Origin of the sequence: Streptomyces sp. NBC_00576, assembly GCF_036345175.1 — a bacterium.
Taxonomy (GTDB): domain Bacteria; phylum Actinomycetota; class Actinomycetes; order Streptomycetales; family Streptomycetaceae; genus Streptomyces.
In genome coordinates, this window is the sequence record NZ_CP107780.1 from 2,589,269 (window position 1) to 2,607,628 (window position 18,360).

Consider the following 18,360-nt stretch of genomic DNA (forward strand, 5'->3'; position numbering starts at 1 on the left):
GGTCGCCCTTGAGGACGCCGAGTCAGCTGCGTCATGAACCGACGACCGACCGGAGGAAGAGAAGGAGGTTGGCGGGCTTCTCGGCCATGCGGCGCGTCAGGTACGGATACCACTCGGTGCCGTAGGGCAGGTACACACGGACGCGGTAGCCCTCGCGGACCAGTTCCTCCTGCAGTTCGCGACGCACGCCTTGAAGCATCTGGAACTCGAACGAGCGCTTGTCGAGGCCGAGTTCGCGGGCGGTTCGCTTCACGGTCTCGATGCAGGCGTCGTCATGGGTACCGAAGGCGGGGTCGGGAAGGTTGGCGAGTGCCCACTTGGCGAAGTGCTGGTACTGCGCCGTCACGTCGTCGCGGTCGAGGATGGCCACGTCCACCTTCTCGTCGAAGGCGCCCTTGACGAGCCGGATCCTGGGCGGGGTGTCACCGAACTCGTACAGGTCCTGAAAAGTGCTGCGCATGCAGGCCTGGATGGCCACGCGAGTCTCCGGGTACTCCACGTGGCAGCGCCGGAAGATCTCCAACGTCTCCCGACCGACGGAGCTGTGCTCCATGTCGACCTCGACCTCGCAGCCGTGGGCACGGGCAGCCTCCAGGAGCCGGCGCAGGTTCTTCTCGCAGCTCTCCGCGGAAATGACGATGCCGAGCTGGGACAGCTTGACCGACACGGTCGCACTCGCGCTCCGCGGCGCCATGCCCTCGATGACACGGATGTACTCCGCGGTCGCGGCCTCCGACTGCTTCAGGTCGTGAACGGACTCACCGAGCAGGTCCAGGCTCACCTCGATCCCGACAGAGTTGAGCTGCTCGGTGACGTCGAGCGCCTCGGCGAGAGTGGTGCCCGCGACGTAGCGCTGCACGATGGGCCGGGTCAGCTTGCTCTTGGTGACGATCCGCCCGAGCTTCTTGTTCTCGGACGCCACAAGAAGGAGTTTGTTCGGCACGGGGATGCCCTTCTGATCGGAGTAGAGCGTCTGGAGCAACGTGGGTACGCGACGGCTCCGGGCTCTCCGCGGGGAGGTCTTCACCGTAATTTGTGATCACAGATCACACAAGACTGGACTCTCATGAAGTGTTGCACGCCACCTGATCGACCGGTGGGCGCACCGCACACGACCTGACATCATCGGCGACAACTTCTTATTTTCCCAGCTCAAACCCCCAGTCCATGTCTACCGAAGAGTCTGATCCATCAAGCAGACAACCGCGCACGGCCACAACTGGGACCCGCAGGCTCTTCGCCGCAAGTTACTGACGGGATGCTCTGGACATTGAATGTGATCACATGCCACGCTCGCATTGCCGTCGTACACACGGGAGCGACCGGGTGCCACGGCGGGTCCACGGCGAGGTCCCGCTTCGATGCGACACAGGAACACACACCATGGCAACTGAGCAGTCCACCTTTGCCGTTGTCGGCGCGGGTCTGGCCGGCGCCGCGACCGCATGGCGCCTCGCGGAAGCCGGCCACGACGTCACGCTCGTCGAACGCGGTCTGCCGGCCGACCACGAAGGCAGTTCGCACGGCTCCGCACGGATCTTCCGTTACGCCTACCCGTCCACGCTCTACACCGACCTCGTCCTCCGCTCGCGACCTCTCTGGTCGGAGCTTGAGGCAGCAGCCGGAGTCCGGCTGATCAGCCGGACCGGGTGCCTGGACTGGGGCGAACGGCGCGACCCGGGCGCGCTCGCGCGCTCGCTGGAGACGGTCGGTATCGAGCACGAACTGCTCAGTCCCGCGGCGGCCTCGGCGCGCTGGCAGATCGAGTTCGACTCGCCGGTGCTGTGGCATCCGGACGCCGGGGTGATCGACGCAGAGAGGTCGGTCGAGGCGATGGTCTCTCTCGCGACCTCCCACGGTGCCCGACTGCGAACAGGATGGGACGTACAGAGAATCGACAGGACGGCGTCCGGCTATCGTCTGTATGACGCTGCGGGTGGCACCCTCGATGCCGAGCGAGTGGTCCTCTGCGCCGGCGGCTTCCTGCCTCGACTCCTGCGGAACACCGGTGCCGACGAGCGGTTCACGGCGGCGATGCCGCGGTTCACGGTCACCCAGGAGGGGGCCTACCACTTCCCCTACCGCGACGGCGCCGAGGGCTGGCCCACCTTCATCCACAAGACCGAGGCGATCCAGACCTACAGCCTTCCGGGTGGCCGCGACGCGGATTTCCGTGGCCAGAAGCTCGCGGAGTACGCCGTGGGGAGGGCGCTGCCTTCGGCATACGAGCAGGACGGGCAGATCGATCCCGCGAACCGCGAACGGCTGATCGCCTACGTCAAGGACAACCTCCCCGGCCTCGTGCCCGAGCCGTACGCGGAGACGACCTGCCTCTTCACGACGACCCCGAGCGAGGACTTCGTGCTCGACCGTACCGAGAACCTCACAGTGATCTCCCCGTGCTCCGGGCACGGCGCGAAGTTCGCTCCACTCATCGGCGTTCTCGCCGCCCATCTCGCCGGCGCCGGCACTCCTGCCGCCGGTCGCGCCGCCGTCCCCCGGGAGTTCCTGGTCGGTGGCAGCCTGGGCGCCGCTTCCCTCCGGGACGGGGGACGGCGATGACCGCTTCGTCGATGATGGCCGGCCTGTCCGGCATCGGCCGCGATCCGAAGCGCGGGGGCTACAGCCGTCCCGTGTTCTCGCCGGCGGAGCTCGAGTTGCGGGAGTGGTTCGTCGGGGAAGCCCAGCGTCTGGGGCTCGACGTGGACACGGACCGGAACGGCATTATTTGGGCCTGGTGGGACGCACAAGGCAGAGCTCGTGAAAACGCCGTCGCGACCGGGAGCCACCTCGACTCGGTACCCGGCGGCGGCGCGTTCGACGGTCCCCTGGGAGTCGTCTCGGCCCTCGCGGCGGTCGAGCTGATGCAGGCCTCCGGTTTCCGCCCGAGCCGCCCTGTCGTCATCGTCGTCTTCCCGGAGGAGGAAGGATCGAGGTACGGCCTGCCCTGCCTCGGCTCCGGGCTCATGGCCGGCACGGTCTCCGTGGACCGAGCCCTCGCACTGAAGGACGAGAACGGCGACACCCTCGCCGACCTCTTCGGCCGCAACGGAATCGACCCCGACCGGGTCGGACCCGACGCGAAAGCCGTCAAACGCATAGGCGCCTTCGTGGAACTCCACGTCGAGCAGGGCCGAGGCCTCGTCGACCTGTCCGAGCCCGTGGCCATCGGTCGCAGCATCATCGGGCACGGCCGCTGGAAGCTGCACTTCGAAGGCCAGGGCAACCATGCCGGAACGACGTTGATGTCGGACCGCCGCGATCCGATGATCCCCGCGGCCCAGACGATCCTTGTGGTGCAGGAGGCCGCGCTGGCCGTCCCTGGTGCCCGTGCGACCGTCGGAAAGGTGATTCCGGTGCCCGGCGGCTCCAACGTCATCGCCTCAGCCGTGGACGTCTGGCTCGACGTACGGCACGCGGACGAGTCGGCCCTGCAGCCCCTCGTCGACGAGATCACGGCCCGGGCACACGGACTCGCGGGCGCGGCAGCCTGCCGCTCGTCGGTCAGCCGTGAGTCCTACAGCCCGACCGCGACCTTCGACGCCGACCTGATCCAGCGCTTCACGGAGGTCCTTCCGTCCGCGCCGCTGCTCGATACGGGCGCCGGACACGACGCGGGAGTGCTGGCGCCGTTCACCCCTTCGGCGATGCTGTTCGTGCGCAACCCCAGCGGGATCTCACACTCCCCCGAGGAGTACGCCGAGGACGCCGATGTGGACGCCGGCGCAGACGCGCTCGCCCTGATCCTGATGGATCTGTCGTCCGAGTAGTTTTCGTCCTCTCTCGGCCTGGCTGCGGGCCGGGATGCTGTGGACGGGCAAGGGTTGAGAGGTCCCGAACGAGAAAGGGCCGCTCCGGGTTCGGTTCGGACAGTGACATCCGCACCGAACCCGAAACCCAGCTGCTGACACCGGAATGCCGTCGCCCAGCCGCCGACACTCCAGCTCCCGCCCGTCACGGCCCGGCAAGGATGGGCCCGCCCGCCTGGACCGTACGTCCTGCCGGGTTGGACCGCTCTCGTGCGCGGCTATCGTGTTCCTGTCTTCTCTTTCTGCCGACGCGATGGAGTTCTCAGTGGTCACAGGAACTGGCCGCGGGAGCCACAACGTCAACCCGACCCTCGTCGCGGACCAGGTCTACGAGGTCCTCGCCCAACGCATCTTCGACGGCGAACTCGCCGCAGGAGATCGCCTGCCCGTCAGGGACCTGGCCGAGCAGGTGGGAACGAGCGTCATGCCGGTTCGAGAGGCGATTCGGCTACTGGTGAAGAACGGCCTCGCCGTGGCGCACCCGCATCGTGGCGCCCGGGTCCGCGAGTTCACCGTTCACGAGCTCTTGAATCTCTATGAGGTCCGGACAATCCTCGAAGTAGAGGCCACCCGGAAGGGCGCGGCGTCCGTCACCGGCGACGACCTGGACAAGATGCGGGACGCTTGTGAACGCATGTACCGGGCCGTAGTCCAAGGGCGCGTCACCGATGCTCTCGACGAGGACGAGGACCTTCTGCGGCACCTGTACCGGGCAGGCAGCAACGACGTCCTGGTATCGACCATCGACTCCTTGTGGATCCAATGCCGGCCCTACAAGGTGATCGGCGCACGCGTGGCCCTGGAAGCTCACGACTCGTCCTTGTGGACTCCCCAGCCCGCGCTGATCGACGCTCTCTCGGCCGGCGACGCGGACCTGGCCGTCACCATCACGCGTGATTCCCTTCTCAGCGCCCGCCGACGCCTCGTGCGACAGATGCGAGTCCCGGAGGACTCAGACCAGATCTCCTGACCTCGCGCTTTCATGAAGCATGTGTCCGACGGGTGGTCAGACAAACGAAAAGCGCCTCTGATCACAACAACGTGATAGCCACCTGTAGCGAGAGACGCGAGAAGCACTGCGCCCGCCGGGGCACCGGCCGGAGGCCCCACGCAAAGATCACCGCTGCGCCTCTCGACAAGCGCAGGTCAGCGCCACTCTCATTTCCAATGTCCCAAACTCGCGCTAGTACGATGGTTCTCGAACTGATAGTGCGCAGGTCAGAGGCCTTGTCAACGCTCATTTTCAGCGGCCGCTCTCAGCCGCTGTCGCCGACGACCTGATCCGACCCGACCTCAAGACGCAGAACCTCACCTCAAGACGAAGAAGGTGCCCACAGGTGTCCAGGGAATCCACGGAGACCACCAAGCCCGCCGAGACCTCAGAGATCACCGAGCCCGCCGAGACCGCCGAGACCAGGAACCGCAAGAATCGCCTCTACCCGTCCGTCTCCCCCCAGCTGGCCGAGCTGATGACCACGGGGTGGGCCGACACCGAGCTGCAGGACCTGCGCCCGGTCGAGCAGGCCCCCTACGCCGCCGAGCGCCGCGCCGCCCTCTCCGCCCGCTTCCCCGGCGAGCGTCTGATAGTCCCGGCCGGCAATCTCAAGGTCCGCGCCAACGACACGCACTACCCGTTCCGCCCGTCCACCGAGTACGTCCACCTCACCGGCGACCAGACCGAGGACGCGCTCCTCGTCCTCGAACCCCGCGCGGACGCCGACGGCCACGACGCCACCGCCTACCTCCTGCCCCGCTCCGACCGGGAGAGCGGCGAGTTCTGGCAGGGCGCGGCCCAGGGCGAGCTGTGGGTGGGCCGGCGCCACTCCCTCGCCGAGGCCGAACAGCTCCTCGGCCTGCCCTGCCGTGACGTCCGCGAGGCCGCCGCCGAGCTGCGCGCGGCCCCCGCCGTCCCCACCCGGATCGTGCGCGGCTACGACGCCGGGCTCGAAGCCGCCGTGGCCACGGACGAGGACCGCGACACCGAGCTGACGTCGGTCCTGTCGGAGCTGCGTCTGGTGAAGGACGACTGGGAGATCGGCGAGATGCGCAAGGCGGTCGACTCGACCGTGCGCGGATTCGTGGATGTCGTAAAGGAGTTGGCGACCGCGATCGCCACCTCGGAGCGCTGGATCGAGGGAACCTTCTTCCGTCGCGCCCGACTTGAGGGCAACGACATCGGCTACGGCTCGATCTGCGCCGCCGGCGAGCACGCCACGATCATGCACTGGCAGCGCAACGACGGCGAAGTCCGCCCGGGTGAGCTGCTGTTGCTCGACGCCGGCGTGGAGACGAACTCCCTCTACACCGCCGACGTCACCCGCACCCTGCCCATCAGCGGCACCTTCAGCCCGCTCCAGCGCAAGATCTACGACGCGGTGTACGAGGCTCAGGAAGCCGGCATCCGGACGGTCAAGCCAGGTGCCGCCTACCGGGACTTCCACGTCGCCGCCCAGCGGTACCTGGCCGGAAAGCTCGTCGAGTGGGGCCTCCTGGAGGGCGACCCGGAGGACGTGTACGAGCTGGCCCTCCAGCGCCGCTTCACCATGGCGGGCACCGGTCACATGCTCGGCCTGGATGTGCACGACTGTGCCAAGTCGCGTACCGAGCTGTACGTCGACGGCACCCTCGAACCCGGCATGATCCTCACGGTCGAGCCGGGCCTGTACTTCCAGCCGGACGACCTGACCGTGCCGGCGGAGTACCGGGGCATCGGGGTCCGTATCGAGGACGACATCCTGGTGACGGCGGACGGTCACGAAAACCTGTCGGCCGGGCTGCCCCGTACGTCCGACGAGGTCGAGGCATGGATGCGGGGGCTGACCGGCGCGTAGCACCGTCACCGGTCAGCCCGCTCACGTCGGGCGTGCGGATCCCGGTTCCGGGTCCGCGGGCGGGGCGCCCCACGTCCGACAGCGTCTCGCGGGCCCGGGCGTCGACAAACCGGGTCCCGGGTCCCGAGATGCCGGGCGCCGAAATGACGGTTCGCGCATGACAGTTCGTATGCGTGCCGACCCGTTCCGCCACTGCGGTTGCGGGTGCCACTGCGCCATGTGTGACTGGTGGAGACCCCGCCTCTCTCCTCATCGGGAGATCGTCATGGCTGACTGCCCTCCTCACCGCCCCAGTGCCCGCGCCGTCTGGTCCGACTTCTGTGCCGTGTGCCCCAGTCCGGAACTGCGGGAGCGGTTCCAGGAAGAGCAACTCCGCATCCGCGGCGCCTCGCCGCTCGGCGGCCAGTTCGTCGTGGGCGGCGCTCCGCGCCCCCTCGGGTTCGATGACGGCACGATTGTCCCGCCCGGCGAGTTCCCTGTCGGCACGCCGCGTGCCACCATCGCCGCCGCTGCCGCCGATCGCAGGCCGCTCACCGGCGCCGTACGCGTCGTTGTCGTCCTCGCCGACTTCAGCGACAAGCAGATGACGCGTGACAAGCAGGATTTCGAGGAGTTGTTCTTCTCGCTCGGCGCGCTGCCGAAGGGCAGCGTCCGCGAGTACTACCGCGAGGTGACCCACGGGCTGGTCGACATCGTCGGTGAGGTCGTCGGACCAGTCCGGCTGCCGCGCGAGCTCTCCTGGTACGCGAACGGCAACTACGGCATCGGCAAGCCCTCCGGACGGCCCAGGGCACACCTCATGGCGCGAGACACCGCCATGGCCGCGGACCCGCAGGTCAACTACGCCCCGTACGACAACGACGGCAACGGGTTCGTCGACGCCTTCATCGTCCTGCACGCGGGGCCGGGCGGCGAGGTCACCGGTGACCCGGGAGACATCTGGTCGCACAAGTGGACCCTGCCGAACGCCCACAACGCTGATGGCGCGCGCATCTTCGCCTACCTCACCATCCCCGAGGACGCCAAAATCGGCGTCTGCGCCCACGAGTTGGGGCATCTGCTGTTCGGCTTCCCCGACCTGTACGACATCGACGGCACCTCGGAAGGCATCGGCAACTGGTGCCTGATGGCCGGCGGTTCATGGGGCGAGGGGGGTGACAGGCCGACGCACCCGTCCGCCTGGTGCAAGGTCGACCAGGGCTGGGCGACGGTGTCCAACGTCGCCGGCTCGACGACCCTGTCGATTCCCGACGTGAAGAACAGCCACCAGGTGCACCGGCTGTGGTCCGGCGGACTGCCGGGCAGCGAGTACTTCCTGGTCGAGAACCGCCAGCGCTCCGGCTACGATGCGTCGCTGCCCGGCGACGGGCTCCTGATCTGGCACGTCGACGAGCACCAGCCGGACAACTCCGACGAGACCCACTACATGGTGGGACTGGTGCAGGCCGACAACGAACAGGACCTCGAGTGGTCGGCGAATCGCGGCGATGCGGGTGACCCCTATCCCGGAAGCACCGGGAACACCGCGTTCGGCCCGACGAGCGCCCCCGGTTCCCACTCCCACTCGGGCGCCCCGACCGGGGTGTCGGTCACCGGCATCTCGGCGTCCGGGCCCACGATGACGGCAACGGTCGCGGTCACCGTACCGGGACCGGTCCACGTACCGGTCGGCGTCATGGCGACGCGGGCCGAGGCGGACGGCTCGGCCGGGCTGACAGAGATGATCCACTCCGTCCAGGCGCGGCTGGAGGCTCTGGAGCAGGCCATGGCCAGGGACCCGCGGAGGTCCGCCGAGCCGGCCCTCGAAGGCGGCCCACGGTACGAGCGTGACGGCACATCGCGGGCTGTGGAGTCCGCCCCGGGCGTCGACCGCGGTCACCGTCGGCCCTAGGACGCCCCGCCGTGCCGACGGCTGTCGGCAGGAGGACCGAGGACCGAGGACCCAGGACAGGCGGAGGCCGTGAGCCATGGTGCAGGCGACCGAGAATCTCACCGCGCTGACCGTCCGCCTGGTCACGACGGGTCCGCATCCACGCCTGAGGGGCTGGGACCGGTTCGGCGCCGATGTCCTCGGCGCCCAACCGGTCGTCGGCTACGCCGACCTTCTGTCACGGCACGTCGGACACCGTCTCGACCTCGCCGTGCCGAGCAGCCTCACAGCGGGTCTCGTGCCTGGCGCCGTCGTCCGCCTGCGGGCCAGACTCGCCGGGGGCGAGGCCCTGGCCGAGAAGCGTCCTCCACCGGGCACTTTCGTGGTTGAGCCGCCGCCCTGACATCCCACGAGCCCCTGGAAGGGGCCCGGCGAACACCAAGGCCCTGTCCTGAGGACAGGGCCTTGGTGTTTGTGCCTCAGGCCTCGGCGAGGACGACCTCGTGGATTCGTTCCGAGTGGACGGTGGGCATCGGGATGAAGCCCGAGCGGCGGAACTCCACCAGGCTGGTCTTCACCCGCGCCGGGCCGGGCTCGTACGCGCCCGGCTCGGTGGCCTTGGTGTTCGACCACTGGTGCCAGGAGCCGTCACAGCTCGCGAGGACACTGTCCATGCCGTACCAGACGTTCTCGCCGCGCTCGATCGAGGCCGCCACGCGGACGGAGTCGCCGGTGCTGAGGCAGCGGTAGCTGCCGGAGAGCGTGAGCTCGCCGTCGGGCGTGATGCTGCCGGCTTCGACCGTCACCTGGTCGAAGCCCTCGTCCGCGGCCTGGGCCGCCGTCGCGACCGGCGCCACGGTGAGCAGCACAGCACCGGCGGCGACGGCCGCGGCACGGGAGAGGGCGGCACGGGAGAGGGACGAGAAGGCCGAAAAGGACGGCTCGAAGGACAGTGACATGGGGAAACCTCCTTGGGGGGACTCCACAGGTACTGGCCCCACGCGCCCGCGCGCGTGATCATCACTCCTTCGTCGGCGAGTCGTGCACGCCGACTGTCCGAATGTCAGCGTGGTGTCACAGCACGTCCGCGTGCTGTCACGCTTCCTCGACACGACTTGGCGCCGGGCCCCGGCACGGGCATCGTCAGAAGTGGCAAGGAAGCAAGGAAGCAAGGAAGCACCGCACCCGAGCACCAGCATCCGATCCGGAGGCACACCATGTGTTCACACCAGCCCCCGTGCCCCTCGGCCGACCGTCCCGACCGGGACGCCGCGCACATCGTCGCCTTCCACCCCGAGCAGGGCTGGAACCTCCTGTGCAACGGAGCGATCGTCTTCGACGACACCGGCGAGCTGCTGCCCGACGGCAGCGTGGTCTCCCCGCACCGACTGACGACCGCGGCCTGACCGGCCTCTGACTCCCTACGGCAGTACCGCGAAACCGTCGAGCTCCACCAGAGCCTCTTCGTCCCAGAGCCGCACGATCCCGACGACCGCCATCGCCGGATAGTCGCGCCCCGCCAACCTCCTCCAGATACGGCCGAGTTGAGGGGCCTGAGCGCGGTATTCGGCGACGTCCGTGGCGTACACCGTGACCCGGGCCAGGTCCGCGGGTGTACCGCCTGCCGCGTGCAGTGCGGCGAGCAGATTCCCGAGGGCCCACTCGAACTGCTCGGGCAGCGTGTCTCCCACTACCTTCCCCTCGGCGTCGAGCGCGGTCTGACCCGCGAGGAACACCAGCCGGGAGCCGGTGGCGACGACCGCATGCGAGAAACCGGTGGCCGGAGACAGGCCCGGGGGGTTGATGCGCTCGGCGGTCACAGAGCCGCCCCCGTCGCACGCGGCTCCTTGTACAACTCCTTTGCGATGACCGTCCGTTGGACCTCACTCGCGCCCTCGTAGATACGCGGCGCCCGTACCTCCCGGTAGAGGTGTTCGAGGAGATGGCCGCGTCGCAGCGCCCGGGCGCCGTGCAGTTGGACGGCCGCGTCGACGACGTACTGCGCGGTCTCGGTGGCCAGCAGCTTCGCCATCGCTGCGCGCCCCGGGACACCTTGGGCGCCTTCGTCGTACGCCGCCGCTGCCGCGTAGACCATCAGCCGGGCCGCCTCCGTACGCAGGGCCATCTCGGCGACCTGGTGGGCGACTGCCTGGAGGTCCTTCAACTTGCCGCCGAACGCGTCCCGTTGGCTGGTGTGGGCGAGAGTCGCGTCCAGGGCCGCCTGGGCCATGCCGACGGCGAAGGCGCCGACGCTCGGCCGGAACAGGTTCAACGTGCCCATGGCGACGCGGAATCCACGGTCGGGTTCGCCGATGACGTCGTCCACGGTGACCGGTACGGCGTCGAGGGCGAGGGCGCCGATGGGGTGCGGGGAGAGCATGTCGAGGGCGGTGCCGGTGAGGCCGGGCCGGTCGGCAGGGAGCAGGAAGGCGGTGACTCCCCGGGCCCCCGCCCCCGCTGTCGTACGGGCGAAGACGGTGTAGAAGTCGGCCTCGGGGGCGTTGGAGATCCAGCACTTCTCGCCGGTGAGGCGCCAGCCGGAGGGGCCGTCGGGGGCTGCCGTGAGTGACAGGGCCGCCGCGTCGGAACCCGCGCCCGGCTCGCTCAGCGCGAACGCGGCCACCGCACTGCCCTCGCTCACCCGCGGCAGCCAGCGTTCGCGCTGGGCCGGGGTGCCATGGGCGTGGACCGGGTGGGCGCCGAGGCCCTGCAGGGCGAGGGCGGTCTCCGCCTCGGTGCAGGCATGGGCGAGGGACTCCCGCATCAGGCACAGGTCGAGCGCGCCGGAGGTGAACAGCCGGGAGAGCAGGCCGAGTCGGCCGAGTTCGGCGACGAGGGGACGGTTGACGCGGCCCGGTTCGCCCTTCTCGGCGAGCGGGCGCAGCCGGTCGGCGGCCAGTGTGCGCAGTTCGGTACACCAGGCGGCCTGTGCCGGTTCGAGCGAGAATGCGGGCATCGCCGGTCCTCCCTCCGAGGCCGTCGTTCGCGGCCCCTCCCCGACGGTATCGCGCACCGTTGACTGTCGTCACCAACACGATACGCTCCTAGGGCGAGCCCACCACTACGCCACCACGCACGGCAAGGGGGCGCACCTCGATGGACCCCATGCAACCCGCGCAACCCGGGCAGCCCAGGTCCGGCAGTGTTCCCGAGGACCGCACCGACCCCGCCCGGCGGATCCCCTCAGCCCACGTCGACACCTTCGCGCGCGACCATCTCCCGCCCCCGGACCAGTGGCCCCAGCTCCACTTCGACCTGCCCGAGCTGCGCTACCCCGACCGGCTGAACTGCGCGGCCGAGCTGCTGAGCGGCGTCGGCCCCGGGCGCCCGGTGTTCCGTACCGCCGCCGGTGAGGTGTGGACGTACGGCGAGCTGCGGACCCGCGTCGACCAGGTCGCGCACGTCCTGACCCGGGACCTCGGGATCGTGCCCGGCAACCGGGTCCTCCTGCGCGGCCCCACCACACCATGGCTCGCGGCCTGCTGGCTGGCGGTGCTGAAGGCCGGCGCGGTCGCGGTCACCGTGCTGGCCCAGCAGCGTCCGCACGAGCTGCGCACGATGTGCGAGATCGCCCAGGTGCACCACGCCCTGTGCGACATCCGGGCCGTCGACGACCTCGTCAAGGCGGAGATACCGGGGCTGCGGATCATGCCGTACGGGGGTGACGGCCGCGACGACCTGCTGAACCGTCCGGTGCCCGGCACCCCGTACCCCGCCGTGGACACCGCGGCCGACGACGTGGCGCTGATCGCGTTCACGTCCGGCACCACCGGCCGCCCGAAGGGGTGCATGCACTTCCACCGGGATGTGCTCGCCGTCGCGGACACCTTCTCGCGGCACGTGCTGAAGCCGCGCGCGGACGACGTGTTCGCGGGCAGTCCGCCGCTCGGTTTCACCTTCGGGCTCGGCGGTCTGGTGGTCTTCCCGATGCGGGCCGGGGCGAGCGCGCTGCTCCTCGAACAGGCGGGCCCCGGACAGCTGTTGCCGGCCATCGCCGAGCACCGTGTGTCGGTGCTGTTCACCGCGCCGACGGCGTACCGCGCGATGCTCGACGAGCTGGACGCGTACGACACCGGCTCGCTGCGCCGCTGCGTCTCGGCGGGCGAGAACCTGCCCGCGGCCACCTGGCGGGCCTGGTACGAGCGCACCGGCCTGCGGCTGATCAACGGCATCGGCGCGACCGAGCTGCTGCACATCTTCATCTCGGCGGCCGACCAGGACATCAGGCCCGGCGCGACCGGGATCCCGGTGCCGGGGTGGCACGCGCGCGTGCAGGACGACAGCGGCGAGCCGGTGCCGGACGGCACGCCCGGGCTGCTAGCGGTGCGCGGTCCGGTCGGGTGCCGCTATCTCGCCGATCCGCGCCAGGGCGCGTATGTGCGGGGCGGCTGGAACATCACCGGGGACACCTACGTCCGGGAGAACGACGGGTACTTCCGGTACGTGGCCCGGGCCGACGACATGATCATCTCGGCCGGGTACAACATCGCGGGCCCGGAGGTCGAGGAGGCGCTGCTGCGCCATCCTGATGTCCTGGAGACGGCCGTGGTGGGGCGGGAGGACGAGGCGCGTGGGCAGGTCGTGGTGGCGTACGCCGTACTCAGGGAGGGCGCCCTGCGGGACGCGGAGACGCTGCGCGCGTTCGTCAGGGAGGAGCTGGCACCGTACAAGTGTCCGCGCGAGATCGTCTTCCTGGACGCCCTGCCACGGACGGCGACGGGAAAGCTCCAGCGCTTCCGACTGCGCACCGATCCGAGTCCGACCTGACGCCGAGCCGACTCCGACCTACCCCCGCACGCGAAGTGATCTTGACCAAAAATCACTCACTGTACGTAGTTGACCAGCGGAAATGGCGAACAATAGGGATTCCGGCGGCTTAAAATGATCAACGTGTCCGAACAGCACGCCCCGCGGTCCCTCATCGTCACTCTCTACGGCGCGTACGGCCGTTTCATGCCCGGCCCGGTACCCGTCGCCGAGCTGATCCGGCTCCTCGCCGCGGTCGGCGTCGACGCGCCTTCCGTACGGTCGTCCGTGTCCCGCCTGAAGCGGCGGGGCCTGCTCCTGCCGGCCCGTACCGCACAGGGCGCGGCCGGTTACGAACTCTCGCCGGACGCCCGCCAGTTGCTCGACGACGGCGACCGGCGCGTGTACGCCGCCGCTCCTCCCCCGCACGACGAGGGCTGGATCCTCGCCGTGTTCTCCGTGCCCGAGTCGGAGCGCCAGAAACGCCACGTCCTCCGCTCCCGGCTGGCCGGACTCGGCTTCGGCACCGCGGCGCCGGGCGTATGGGTGGCACCCGCGCGCCTCTACGAGGAGGCTCGCCACACCCTGGAGCGGCTGCGCCTCGATCCGTACGTCGACTTCTTCCGCGGCGAGCATCTGGGCTTCGCGGCGACGGCCGAGGCGGTGTCCCGCTGGTGGGACCTCGCCGCGATCGCCAAGGAGCACGAGGCGTTCCTCGACCGCCACGCGCCCGTGCTGCACGAGTGGGAGAAGCGCGAGGACACGCCGCCCGAGGAGGCGTACCGCGACTACCTGATGGCCCTGGACTCCTGGCGCCACCTGCCCTACACCGACCCCGGCCTGCCCGCCCATCTACTCCCGGCCAACTGGCCGGGCGTTCGCTCGGCGGCCGTCTTCCGGGGGCTGCACGCTCGGCTGCGGGACGCGGGGGCCGGGTTCGCGGGGCTGTGATTCGCGGGGCTGCGATTCGCGGGGCTGCGAGGGGAGGAACGCCGGTGGAGGTTCCTCGACGGCGCCGAGCCGCGTTCAACTCCCTAGCGTGAGCCGGGGTTTGGGGGCGTCCGTGCGTCCGGTGCGCGGGCGTCGGCCGCCCGCGCGGTAAGGCATCGGCCAGACGACCCCCGGACCCTCGTACCCCTGCTCGGCGGCCGCGTGCAGGGTCCAGTTCGGGTCGTAGAGATGGGGGCGGGCCAGCGCGCACAGGTCCGTACGGCCCGCCAGGATCAGGGAGTTGACGTCGTCCCAGGAGGAGATCGCGCCGACGGCGATCACCGGGGCGCCGGTCTCGTGGCGGATCCGGTCGGCGAACGGGGTCTGGTACGAACGGCCGTACTCCGGACGCTCGTCGGACACCACCTGACCGGTCGACACGTCCATGGCGTCCGCGCCGTGGGCGACGAAGGCCCGCGCGATCGCGACGGCGTCCTCGGCCGTCGTACCGCCGTCGGCCCAGTCAGTGGCCGAGATACGGACGGTCATGGGCCGGTCGTCCGGCCACACCTCCCGTACGGCGTCGAAGACTTCGAGGGGGAAACGGAGGCGGGCGGTGAGCGGGCCGCCGTACCCGTCCGTGCGGTGGTTGGTGAGCGGGGAGAGGAAGCCGGAAAGCAAGTAGCCGTGGGCGCAGTGGAGTTCGAGGAGGTCGAAGTCCGCGGCAGCTGCTCTCCGGGCGGCTGCTGTGAACTGGTCGCGGATCAGGGTTAGTTGAGTGTGCGTCAGTTCGTGCGGGGTCTGGCTGCCGGGTCCGTACGGGATCGGGGACGCGGCGGCCAGCGGCCAGTTGCCCTTCTCCAGCGGCTCGTCGATACCCTCCCACATCAGCTTCGTCGAGCCCTTGCGGCCGGAGTGGCCGAGCTGGATGCCGAGGGCGGTGCCGGGGGCCTGGGAGTGCACGAAGGCGGCGATGCGCTGCCAGGCCTCGGTCTGCCGGTCCGTGTAGAGGCCGGTGCAGCCCGGGGTGATGCGTCCCTCGGCGCTGACGCACACCATCTCCGACATCACGAGGCCGGCGCCGCCCAGCGCCCGCGCGCCCAGGTGGACGAGGTGGAAGTCGCCGGGTATGCCGTCCGTTGCCGAGTACATGTCCATGGGGGACACGACAACGCGGTTGCGGAGGGTCAGTCCGCGCAGCCGGAAGGGCGTGAACATCGGCGGGGTGTCGGGTGGGCAGCCGAACTCCCGCTCCACGGCTGCGGTGAAGTGCGGGTCGCGCAGCCGCAGGTTGTCGTGGGTGACGCGGCGGCTGCGGGTGAGGAGGTTGAACGCGAACTGGCGGGGCGGCTGGTCCAGGTAGAGGGGCAGGTTCTCGAACCACTCCAGGCTGGCGCGGGCCGCCCGCTGGGTGGACGCGACGACGGGCCGCCGCTCCTCCTCGTAAGCCGCCAACGCCTTGGCCAGGGTCGGCCGCTCCTCCAGACAGGCGGCGAGCGCGAGGGCGTCCTCGACGGCGAGCTTGGTGCCGGAGCCGATGGAGAAGTGGGCGGTGTGGGCGGCGTCCCCGAGGAGCACGACGTTGCCGTGCGACCAGCGGTCGTTGACGACCGTACGGAAGGTGGTCCACGCCGACTTGTTCGCGCGCAGCGGCCGTCCGCCGAGGGCGTCCGCGAAGATCTTGGCGCAGCGTTCGACGGACGCGGGGACATCCACTGTCGGTTCGTTTGTCGGTTCGTTGAAGCCTGCCGCACGCCATACCTCCTCGCGCATCTCGACGATGACGGTCGAGGCGTCGGCGGAGTACGGGTATCCGTGGAGCTGCATCACGCCGTGCTCCGTCTCCGCGATCTCGAAGCGGAAGGCGTCGAAGGCGAAGTCGGCGGCAAGCCAGAGGTAGCGGCAGCGGTGGGTGGTCAGCCGGGGCCGGAACTCCTGGGCGTAGGCCTCGCGGGTGGCGCTGTTCACGCCGTCCGCGGCGATGACCAGGTCGTACGTCTCCGCCAGCCACGCCGGGGACGGCGCCTGCGTACGGAAGCGCAGCTCGACGCCGAGCGAGCGGCAGCGGGCGTGCAGGATCTCCAGGAGCCGGCGCCGGCCGAGGGCGGCGAAGCCGTGTCCGCCGGAGGTATGGCGGATGTTGCGGTGGACGATGTCGATGTCGTCCCAGCGGGTGAAGTGCTGTTGCAGGGCCTCGTAGACGACTGGGTCGGCGTGTTCTATGCCGCCGAGGGTTTCGTCGGAGAGGACTACGCCGAAGCCGAAGGTGTCGTCAGGGGCGTTGCGTTCCCAGAGGGTGATCTCCCGATCGGGCCGGCGGCGTTTGAGCAGGGCGGCGGCGTACAGGCCGCCGGGGCCGCCGCCGATGATCGCGATTCGGTGGGGGTGGCTCGGATTCGTTGGCGGGTACGGGTGCGTTGTGGCTTGTCGCGCCCCGCGGCGGAGCCGCAAATCGATACCGCCCCGCGCCCCTTGGGTGGACACAGTTACCGTCCCCTCCATTTGGGAGGGCGTTTCTCTGTGAACGCCGCGTGGAATTCCGCGTAGTCCTCGCCGTGCATGAGGAGGGCCTGGGTGGCGGCGTCCAGTTCCACGGCTGCTGCCAGGGGCATGTCCAGTTCGGCGGTGAGGAGGGCCTTCGTCTGCGCGTACGCCAGCGCCGGGCCCTCCGCGAGGCGGCTGGCCAGCGACTGGGCCGCCTCGTCGGCGCGGCCCTCGTCGGTCAGCTCGCTGATCAGGCCGATGCGCTCGGCCTCGGGTGCCCGGACCGGCTCGCCGAGCATCAGCAGGCGGGTCGCGTGGCCGAGTCCGACGACCCTGGGCAGCAGATAGGCGGCGCCCATGTCGCCGCCGGAGAGGCCGACCCGGGTGAAGAGGAACGCGAAGCGCGCGGACGGGTCGGCGACACGGAAGTCGGCGGCCAGTGCGAGGACAGCGCCGGCGCCCGCCGCCACCCCGTGCACCGCTGCGATCACCGGGAACGGGCACTCCCGTACGGCCCGCACGACCTGCCCGGTCATCCGGTTGAAGTCGAGCAGCTGGGCGGTGTCCATGGAGAGGGTCGCCCCGATGATCTCGTCGACGTCACCGCCGGAGCAGAAGCCGCGGCCCTCTCCGGCGAGCACCAACGCCCGTACGGATCGCTCCCGGGACAGCTCGGCCAGCAGGTCGCGCAGGTCGGCGTAGGCACCGAAGGTGAGGGCGTTGAGTTTCTCGGGGCGGGCGAGGGTGACAGTGGCCACGCCGGTGGGGGTGACGTCGAGGCGGAGGTGGTGCCAGGCGGAGGTGCGGGGGGTCGAGCCGGTGAAGGGACTCATGCGCGGCCTCCTCGTCGAGCGGGGGACGGCTTCCCATGAATTTATCACTGATCTGTGACTGTCGTCACGGGAACGCGATAAGGCAATCAGGCGGTCAGGCGGTCAGGCGATAGCGCGACGGATCGGTCCGGCTGTTTCGGTGATCCGGTCCCGTCACGAGGTGTCAATAGCGCGGTAACAGTGGGACTGGTCGAGGGAGAGGGGCCGTTGGTCTGGGTAAGCCGAACGGTAAGCGGGGCCGAAGGTCCCGCGCGGCGCCCGACCAGTACTTCTGCCGGACCTCGCCGTACCATTCCTATTGTTGAAAGCAGGACAGCCTGCTCCATGAACGGAACCGCCTTGCAAGAACCCCCCGCCCCCGCCTCCTGGCGTATCGCCCTGCCGCACACCGCCGCGGCGGTGCCTGTCGCCCGCGCACTGGTCCGCACGGCTCTGGCCGAGCTGGAGCATGCGGCGGCGGACTGCGACACGGCGGAGCTGCTCACCGCGGAGCTGGTGGCGAACGCGGTGGAGCACACGGCCGGGGACGCGCCGATAGAGCTGGTGGTGGAGCTGCTGCCGACCAGCTGCCAGGTCGAGGTGCACGATCCCGACCCCGCGCCGCCGGGGAATCTGACGCGGCCGGTGTCGGAGGAGCCGGATCCCTGGCAGGAACATGGCCGGGGGCTGCTGTTGATCCGAACGCTGAGCTCGTCCTGCGGACACCGGGCCACGGAGTCGGGCAAGGCGGTGTGGTTCAGGGTGCCTGTGGTGCCGGCGCAGTGGCGTCGGGCGTAGGGCGGTCTTTCGCCCCCGCCGCCCCTACCCGTCCCGTCCTCGGGGGCGCTGCCCCCGAACCCCCGCTCCTCAAACGCCGG

General features: G+C 70.0%; 16 protein-coding genes. 10 read left to right on the forward strand and 6 right to left on the reverse strand.

The genetic code is table 11. From position 1 onward, the window contains the following. Positions 1-31 precede the first annotated feature (31 nt). Positions 32-943 carry a proline dehydrogenase family protein gene (locus OG734_RS10730; RefSeq protein WP_330287266.1) on the reverse strand — a complete coding sequence of 304 codons (912 nt, stop codon included), beginning with the start codon at positions 941-943 and terminating at the stop codon, positions 32-34. Positions 944-1,383: 440 nt separating this feature from the next. Between OG734_RS10730 and OG734_RS10735 the strand changes: the two genes are divergently transcribed. The 6 genes from OG734_RS10735 (at position 1,384) to OG734_RS10760 (ending at position 8,913) form a co-directional block, all read left to right on the forward strand. Further along, a complete protein-coding gene (locus OG734_RS10735) occupies positions 1,384-2,562 on the forward strand; it encodes an FAD-dependent oxidoreductase (protein WP_330287267.1) in 1,179 nt (392 codons plus the stop codon). Beyond that, a complete protein-coding gene (locus OG734_RS10740) occupies positions 2,559-3,770 on the forward strand; it encodes an allantoate amidohydrolase (RefSeq protein WP_330287268.1) in 1,212 nt (403 codons plus the stop codon). Before OG734_RS10735 ends, OG734_RS10740 begins: the two co-directional genes overlap by 4 nt. A 304-nt stretch (positions 3,771-4,074) precedes the next feature. After that, positions 4,075-4,779 carry a GntR family transcriptional regulator gene (locus OG734_RS10745; protein ID WP_330287269.1) on the forward strand — a complete coding sequence of 235 codons (705 nt, stop codon included), beginning with the start codon at positions 4,075-4,077 and terminating at the stop codon, positions 4,777-4,779. 499 nt (positions 4,780-5,278) lie between these two features. Then, positions 5,279-6,640: an aminopeptidase P family protein gene (locus tag OG734_RS10750; protein ID WP_330293624.1), complete on the forward strand. Its 1,362-nt coding sequence runs from the start codon at positions 5,279-5,281 to the stop codon at positions 6,638-6,640. Positions 6,641-6,905: 265 nt separating this feature from the next. Next, positions 6,906-8,531, forward strand: coding sequence for a M6 family metalloprotease domain-containing protein (locus OG734_RS10755; RefSeq protein WP_330287270.1), 1,626 nt, complete (start codon positions 6,906-6,908; stop codon positions 8,529-8,531). A 76-nt stretch (positions 8,532-8,607) separates the two neighbouring features. Continuing rightward, positions 8,608-8,913 (forward strand): hypothetical protein, encoded by a 306-nt coding sequence (locus tag OG734_RS10760; RefSeq protein WP_330287271.1) that lies wholly within the window; start codon positions 8,608-8,610, stop codon positions 8,911-8,913. A 76-nt stretch (positions 8,914-8,989) separates the two neighbouring features. On the opposite strand, the gene OG734_RS10765 is transcribed toward OG734_RS10760, so the two are convergent. After that, positions 8,990-9,469 (reverse strand): DUF6299 family protein, encoded by a 480-nt coding sequence (locus tag OG734_RS10765; RefSeq protein WP_330287272.1) that lies wholly within the window; start codon positions 9,467-9,469, stop codon positions 8,990-8,992. Positions 9,470-9,727: 258 nt separating this feature from the next. Here OG734_RS10765 and OG734_RS10770 point away from each other — a divergent pair, with 258 nt between their 5' ends. Continuing rightward, on the forward strand, positions 9,728-9,916 hold the full coding sequence (locus OG734_RS10770; RefSeq protein WP_053747071.1) for a DUF5999 family protein: 189 nt from the start codon (positions 9,728-9,730) through the stop codon (positions 9,914-9,916). A 15-nt stretch (positions 9,917-9,931) separates the two neighbouring features. Here OG734_RS10770 and OG734_RS10775 read toward each other — a convergent pair whose 3' ends face one another. Continuing rightward, on the reverse strand, positions 9,932-10,330 hold the full coding sequence (locus OG734_RS10775) for a RidA family protein (RefSeq protein ID WP_330287273.1): 399 nt from the start codon (positions 10,328-10,330) through the stop codon (positions 9,932-9,934). Beyond that, positions 10,327-11,466 carry an acyl-CoA dehydrogenase family protein gene (locus OG734_RS10780; protein ID WP_330287274.1) on the reverse strand — a complete coding sequence of 380 codons (1,140 nt, stop codon included), beginning with the start codon at positions 11,464-11,466 and terminating at the stop codon, positions 10,327-10,329. The genes OG734_RS10775 and OG734_RS10780 overlap by 4 nt, the downstream gene beginning before the upstream one ends. Positions 11,467-11,606: 140 nt before the next feature. Between OG734_RS10780 and OG734_RS10785 the strand changes: the two genes are divergently transcribed. Further along, positions 11,607-13,277 (forward strand): AMP-binding protein, encoded by a 1,671-nt coding sequence (locus OG734_RS10785; RefSeq protein ID WP_443064849.1) that lies wholly within the window; start codon positions 11,607-11,609, stop codon positions 13,275-13,277. 114 nt (positions 13,278-13,391) lie between these two features. Continuing rightward, on the forward strand, positions 13,392-14,207 hold the full coding sequence (locus OG734_RS10790) for a PaaX family transcriptional regulator (RefSeq protein ID WP_330287275.1): 816 nt from the start codon (positions 13,392-13,394) through the stop codon (positions 14,205-14,207). Positions 14,208-14,282: 75 nt separating this feature from the next. Here the strand turns inward: OG734_RS10790 and OG734_RS10795 are convergent, their stop codons facing one another. Together OG734_RS10795 and OG734_RS10800 are read right to left on the reverse strand one after the other, a co-directional pair. Next, a complete protein-coding gene (locus OG734_RS10795) occupies positions 14,283-16,688 on the reverse strand; it encodes a bifunctional salicylyl-CoA 5-hydroxylase/oxidoreductase (protein WP_330287276.1) in 2,406 nt (801 codons plus the stop codon). Then, a complete protein-coding gene (locus tag OG734_RS10800; RefSeq protein ID WP_330287277.1) occupies positions 16,673-17,503 on the reverse strand; it encodes an enoyl-CoA hydratase family protein in 831 nt (276 codons plus the stop codon). Before OG734_RS10800 ends, OG734_RS10795 begins: the two co-directional genes overlap by 16 nt. A 324-nt stretch (positions 17,504-17,827) precedes the next feature. On the opposite strand from OG734_RS10800, the gene OG734_RS10805 reads away from it, so the two are divergent. Further along, complete coding sequence (locus OG734_RS10805; protein WP_330287278.1) at positions 17,828-18,280, forward strand: ATP-binding protein; 453 nt, start codon at positions 17,828-17,830, stop codon at positions 18,278-18,280. Positions 18,281-18,360 lie beyond the last annotated feature (80 nt).

Coding starts and splice junctions, on each gene's coding strand:
- OG734_RS10735 (WP_330287267.1), top strand. CDS start 1,384: ATGGCAACTGAGCAGTCCACCTTTGCCGTTGTCGGCGCGGGTCTGGCC.
- OG734_RS10740 (WP_330287268.1), top strand. CDS start 2,559: ATGACCGCTTCGTCGATGATGGCCGGCCTGTCCGGCATCGGCCGCGAT.
- OG734_RS10750 (WP_330293624.1), top strand. CDS start 5,279: ATGACCACGGGGTGGGCCGACACCGAGCTGCAGGACCTGCGCCCGGTC.
- OG734_RS10755 (WP_330287270.1), top strand. CDS start 6,906: ATGGCTGACTGCCCTCCTCACCGCCCCAGTGCCCGCGCCGTCTGGTCC.
- OG734_RS10760 (WP_330287271.1), top strand. CDS start 8,608: ATGGTGCAGGCGACCGAGAATCTCACCGCGCTGACCGTCCGCCTGGTC.
- OG734_RS10765 (WP_330287272.1), bottom strand. CDS start 9,469: ATGTCACTGTCCTTCGAGCCGTCCTTTTCGGCCTTCTCGTCCCTCTCC.
- OG734_RS10770 (WP_053747071.1), top strand. CDS start 9,728: ATGTGTTCACACCAGCCCCCGTGCCCCTCGGCCGACCGTCCCGACCGG.
- OG734_RS10780 (WP_330287274.1), bottom strand. CDS start 11,466: ATGCCCGCATTCTCGCTCGAACCGGCACAGGCCGCCTGGTGTACCGAA.
- OG734_RS10785 (WP_443064849.1), top strand. CDS start 11,607: ATGGACCCCATGCAACCCGCGCAACCCGGGCAGCCCAGGTCCGGCAGT.
- OG734_RS10790 (WP_330287275.1), top strand. CDS start 13,392: ATGATCAACGTGTCCGAACAGCACGCCCCGCGGTCCCTCATCGTCACT.
- OG734_RS10795 (WP_330287276.1), bottom strand. CDS start 16,688: ATGGAGGGGACGGTAACTGTGTCCACCCAAGGGGCGCGGGGCGGTATC.
- OG734_RS10800 (WP_330287277.1), bottom strand. CDS start 17,503: ATGAGTCCCTTCACCGGCTCGACCCCCCGCACCTCCGCCTGGCACCAC.
- OG734_RS10805 (WP_330287278.1), top strand. CDS start 17,828: ATGAACGGAACCGCCTTGCAAGAACCCCCCGCCCCCGCCTCCTGGCGT.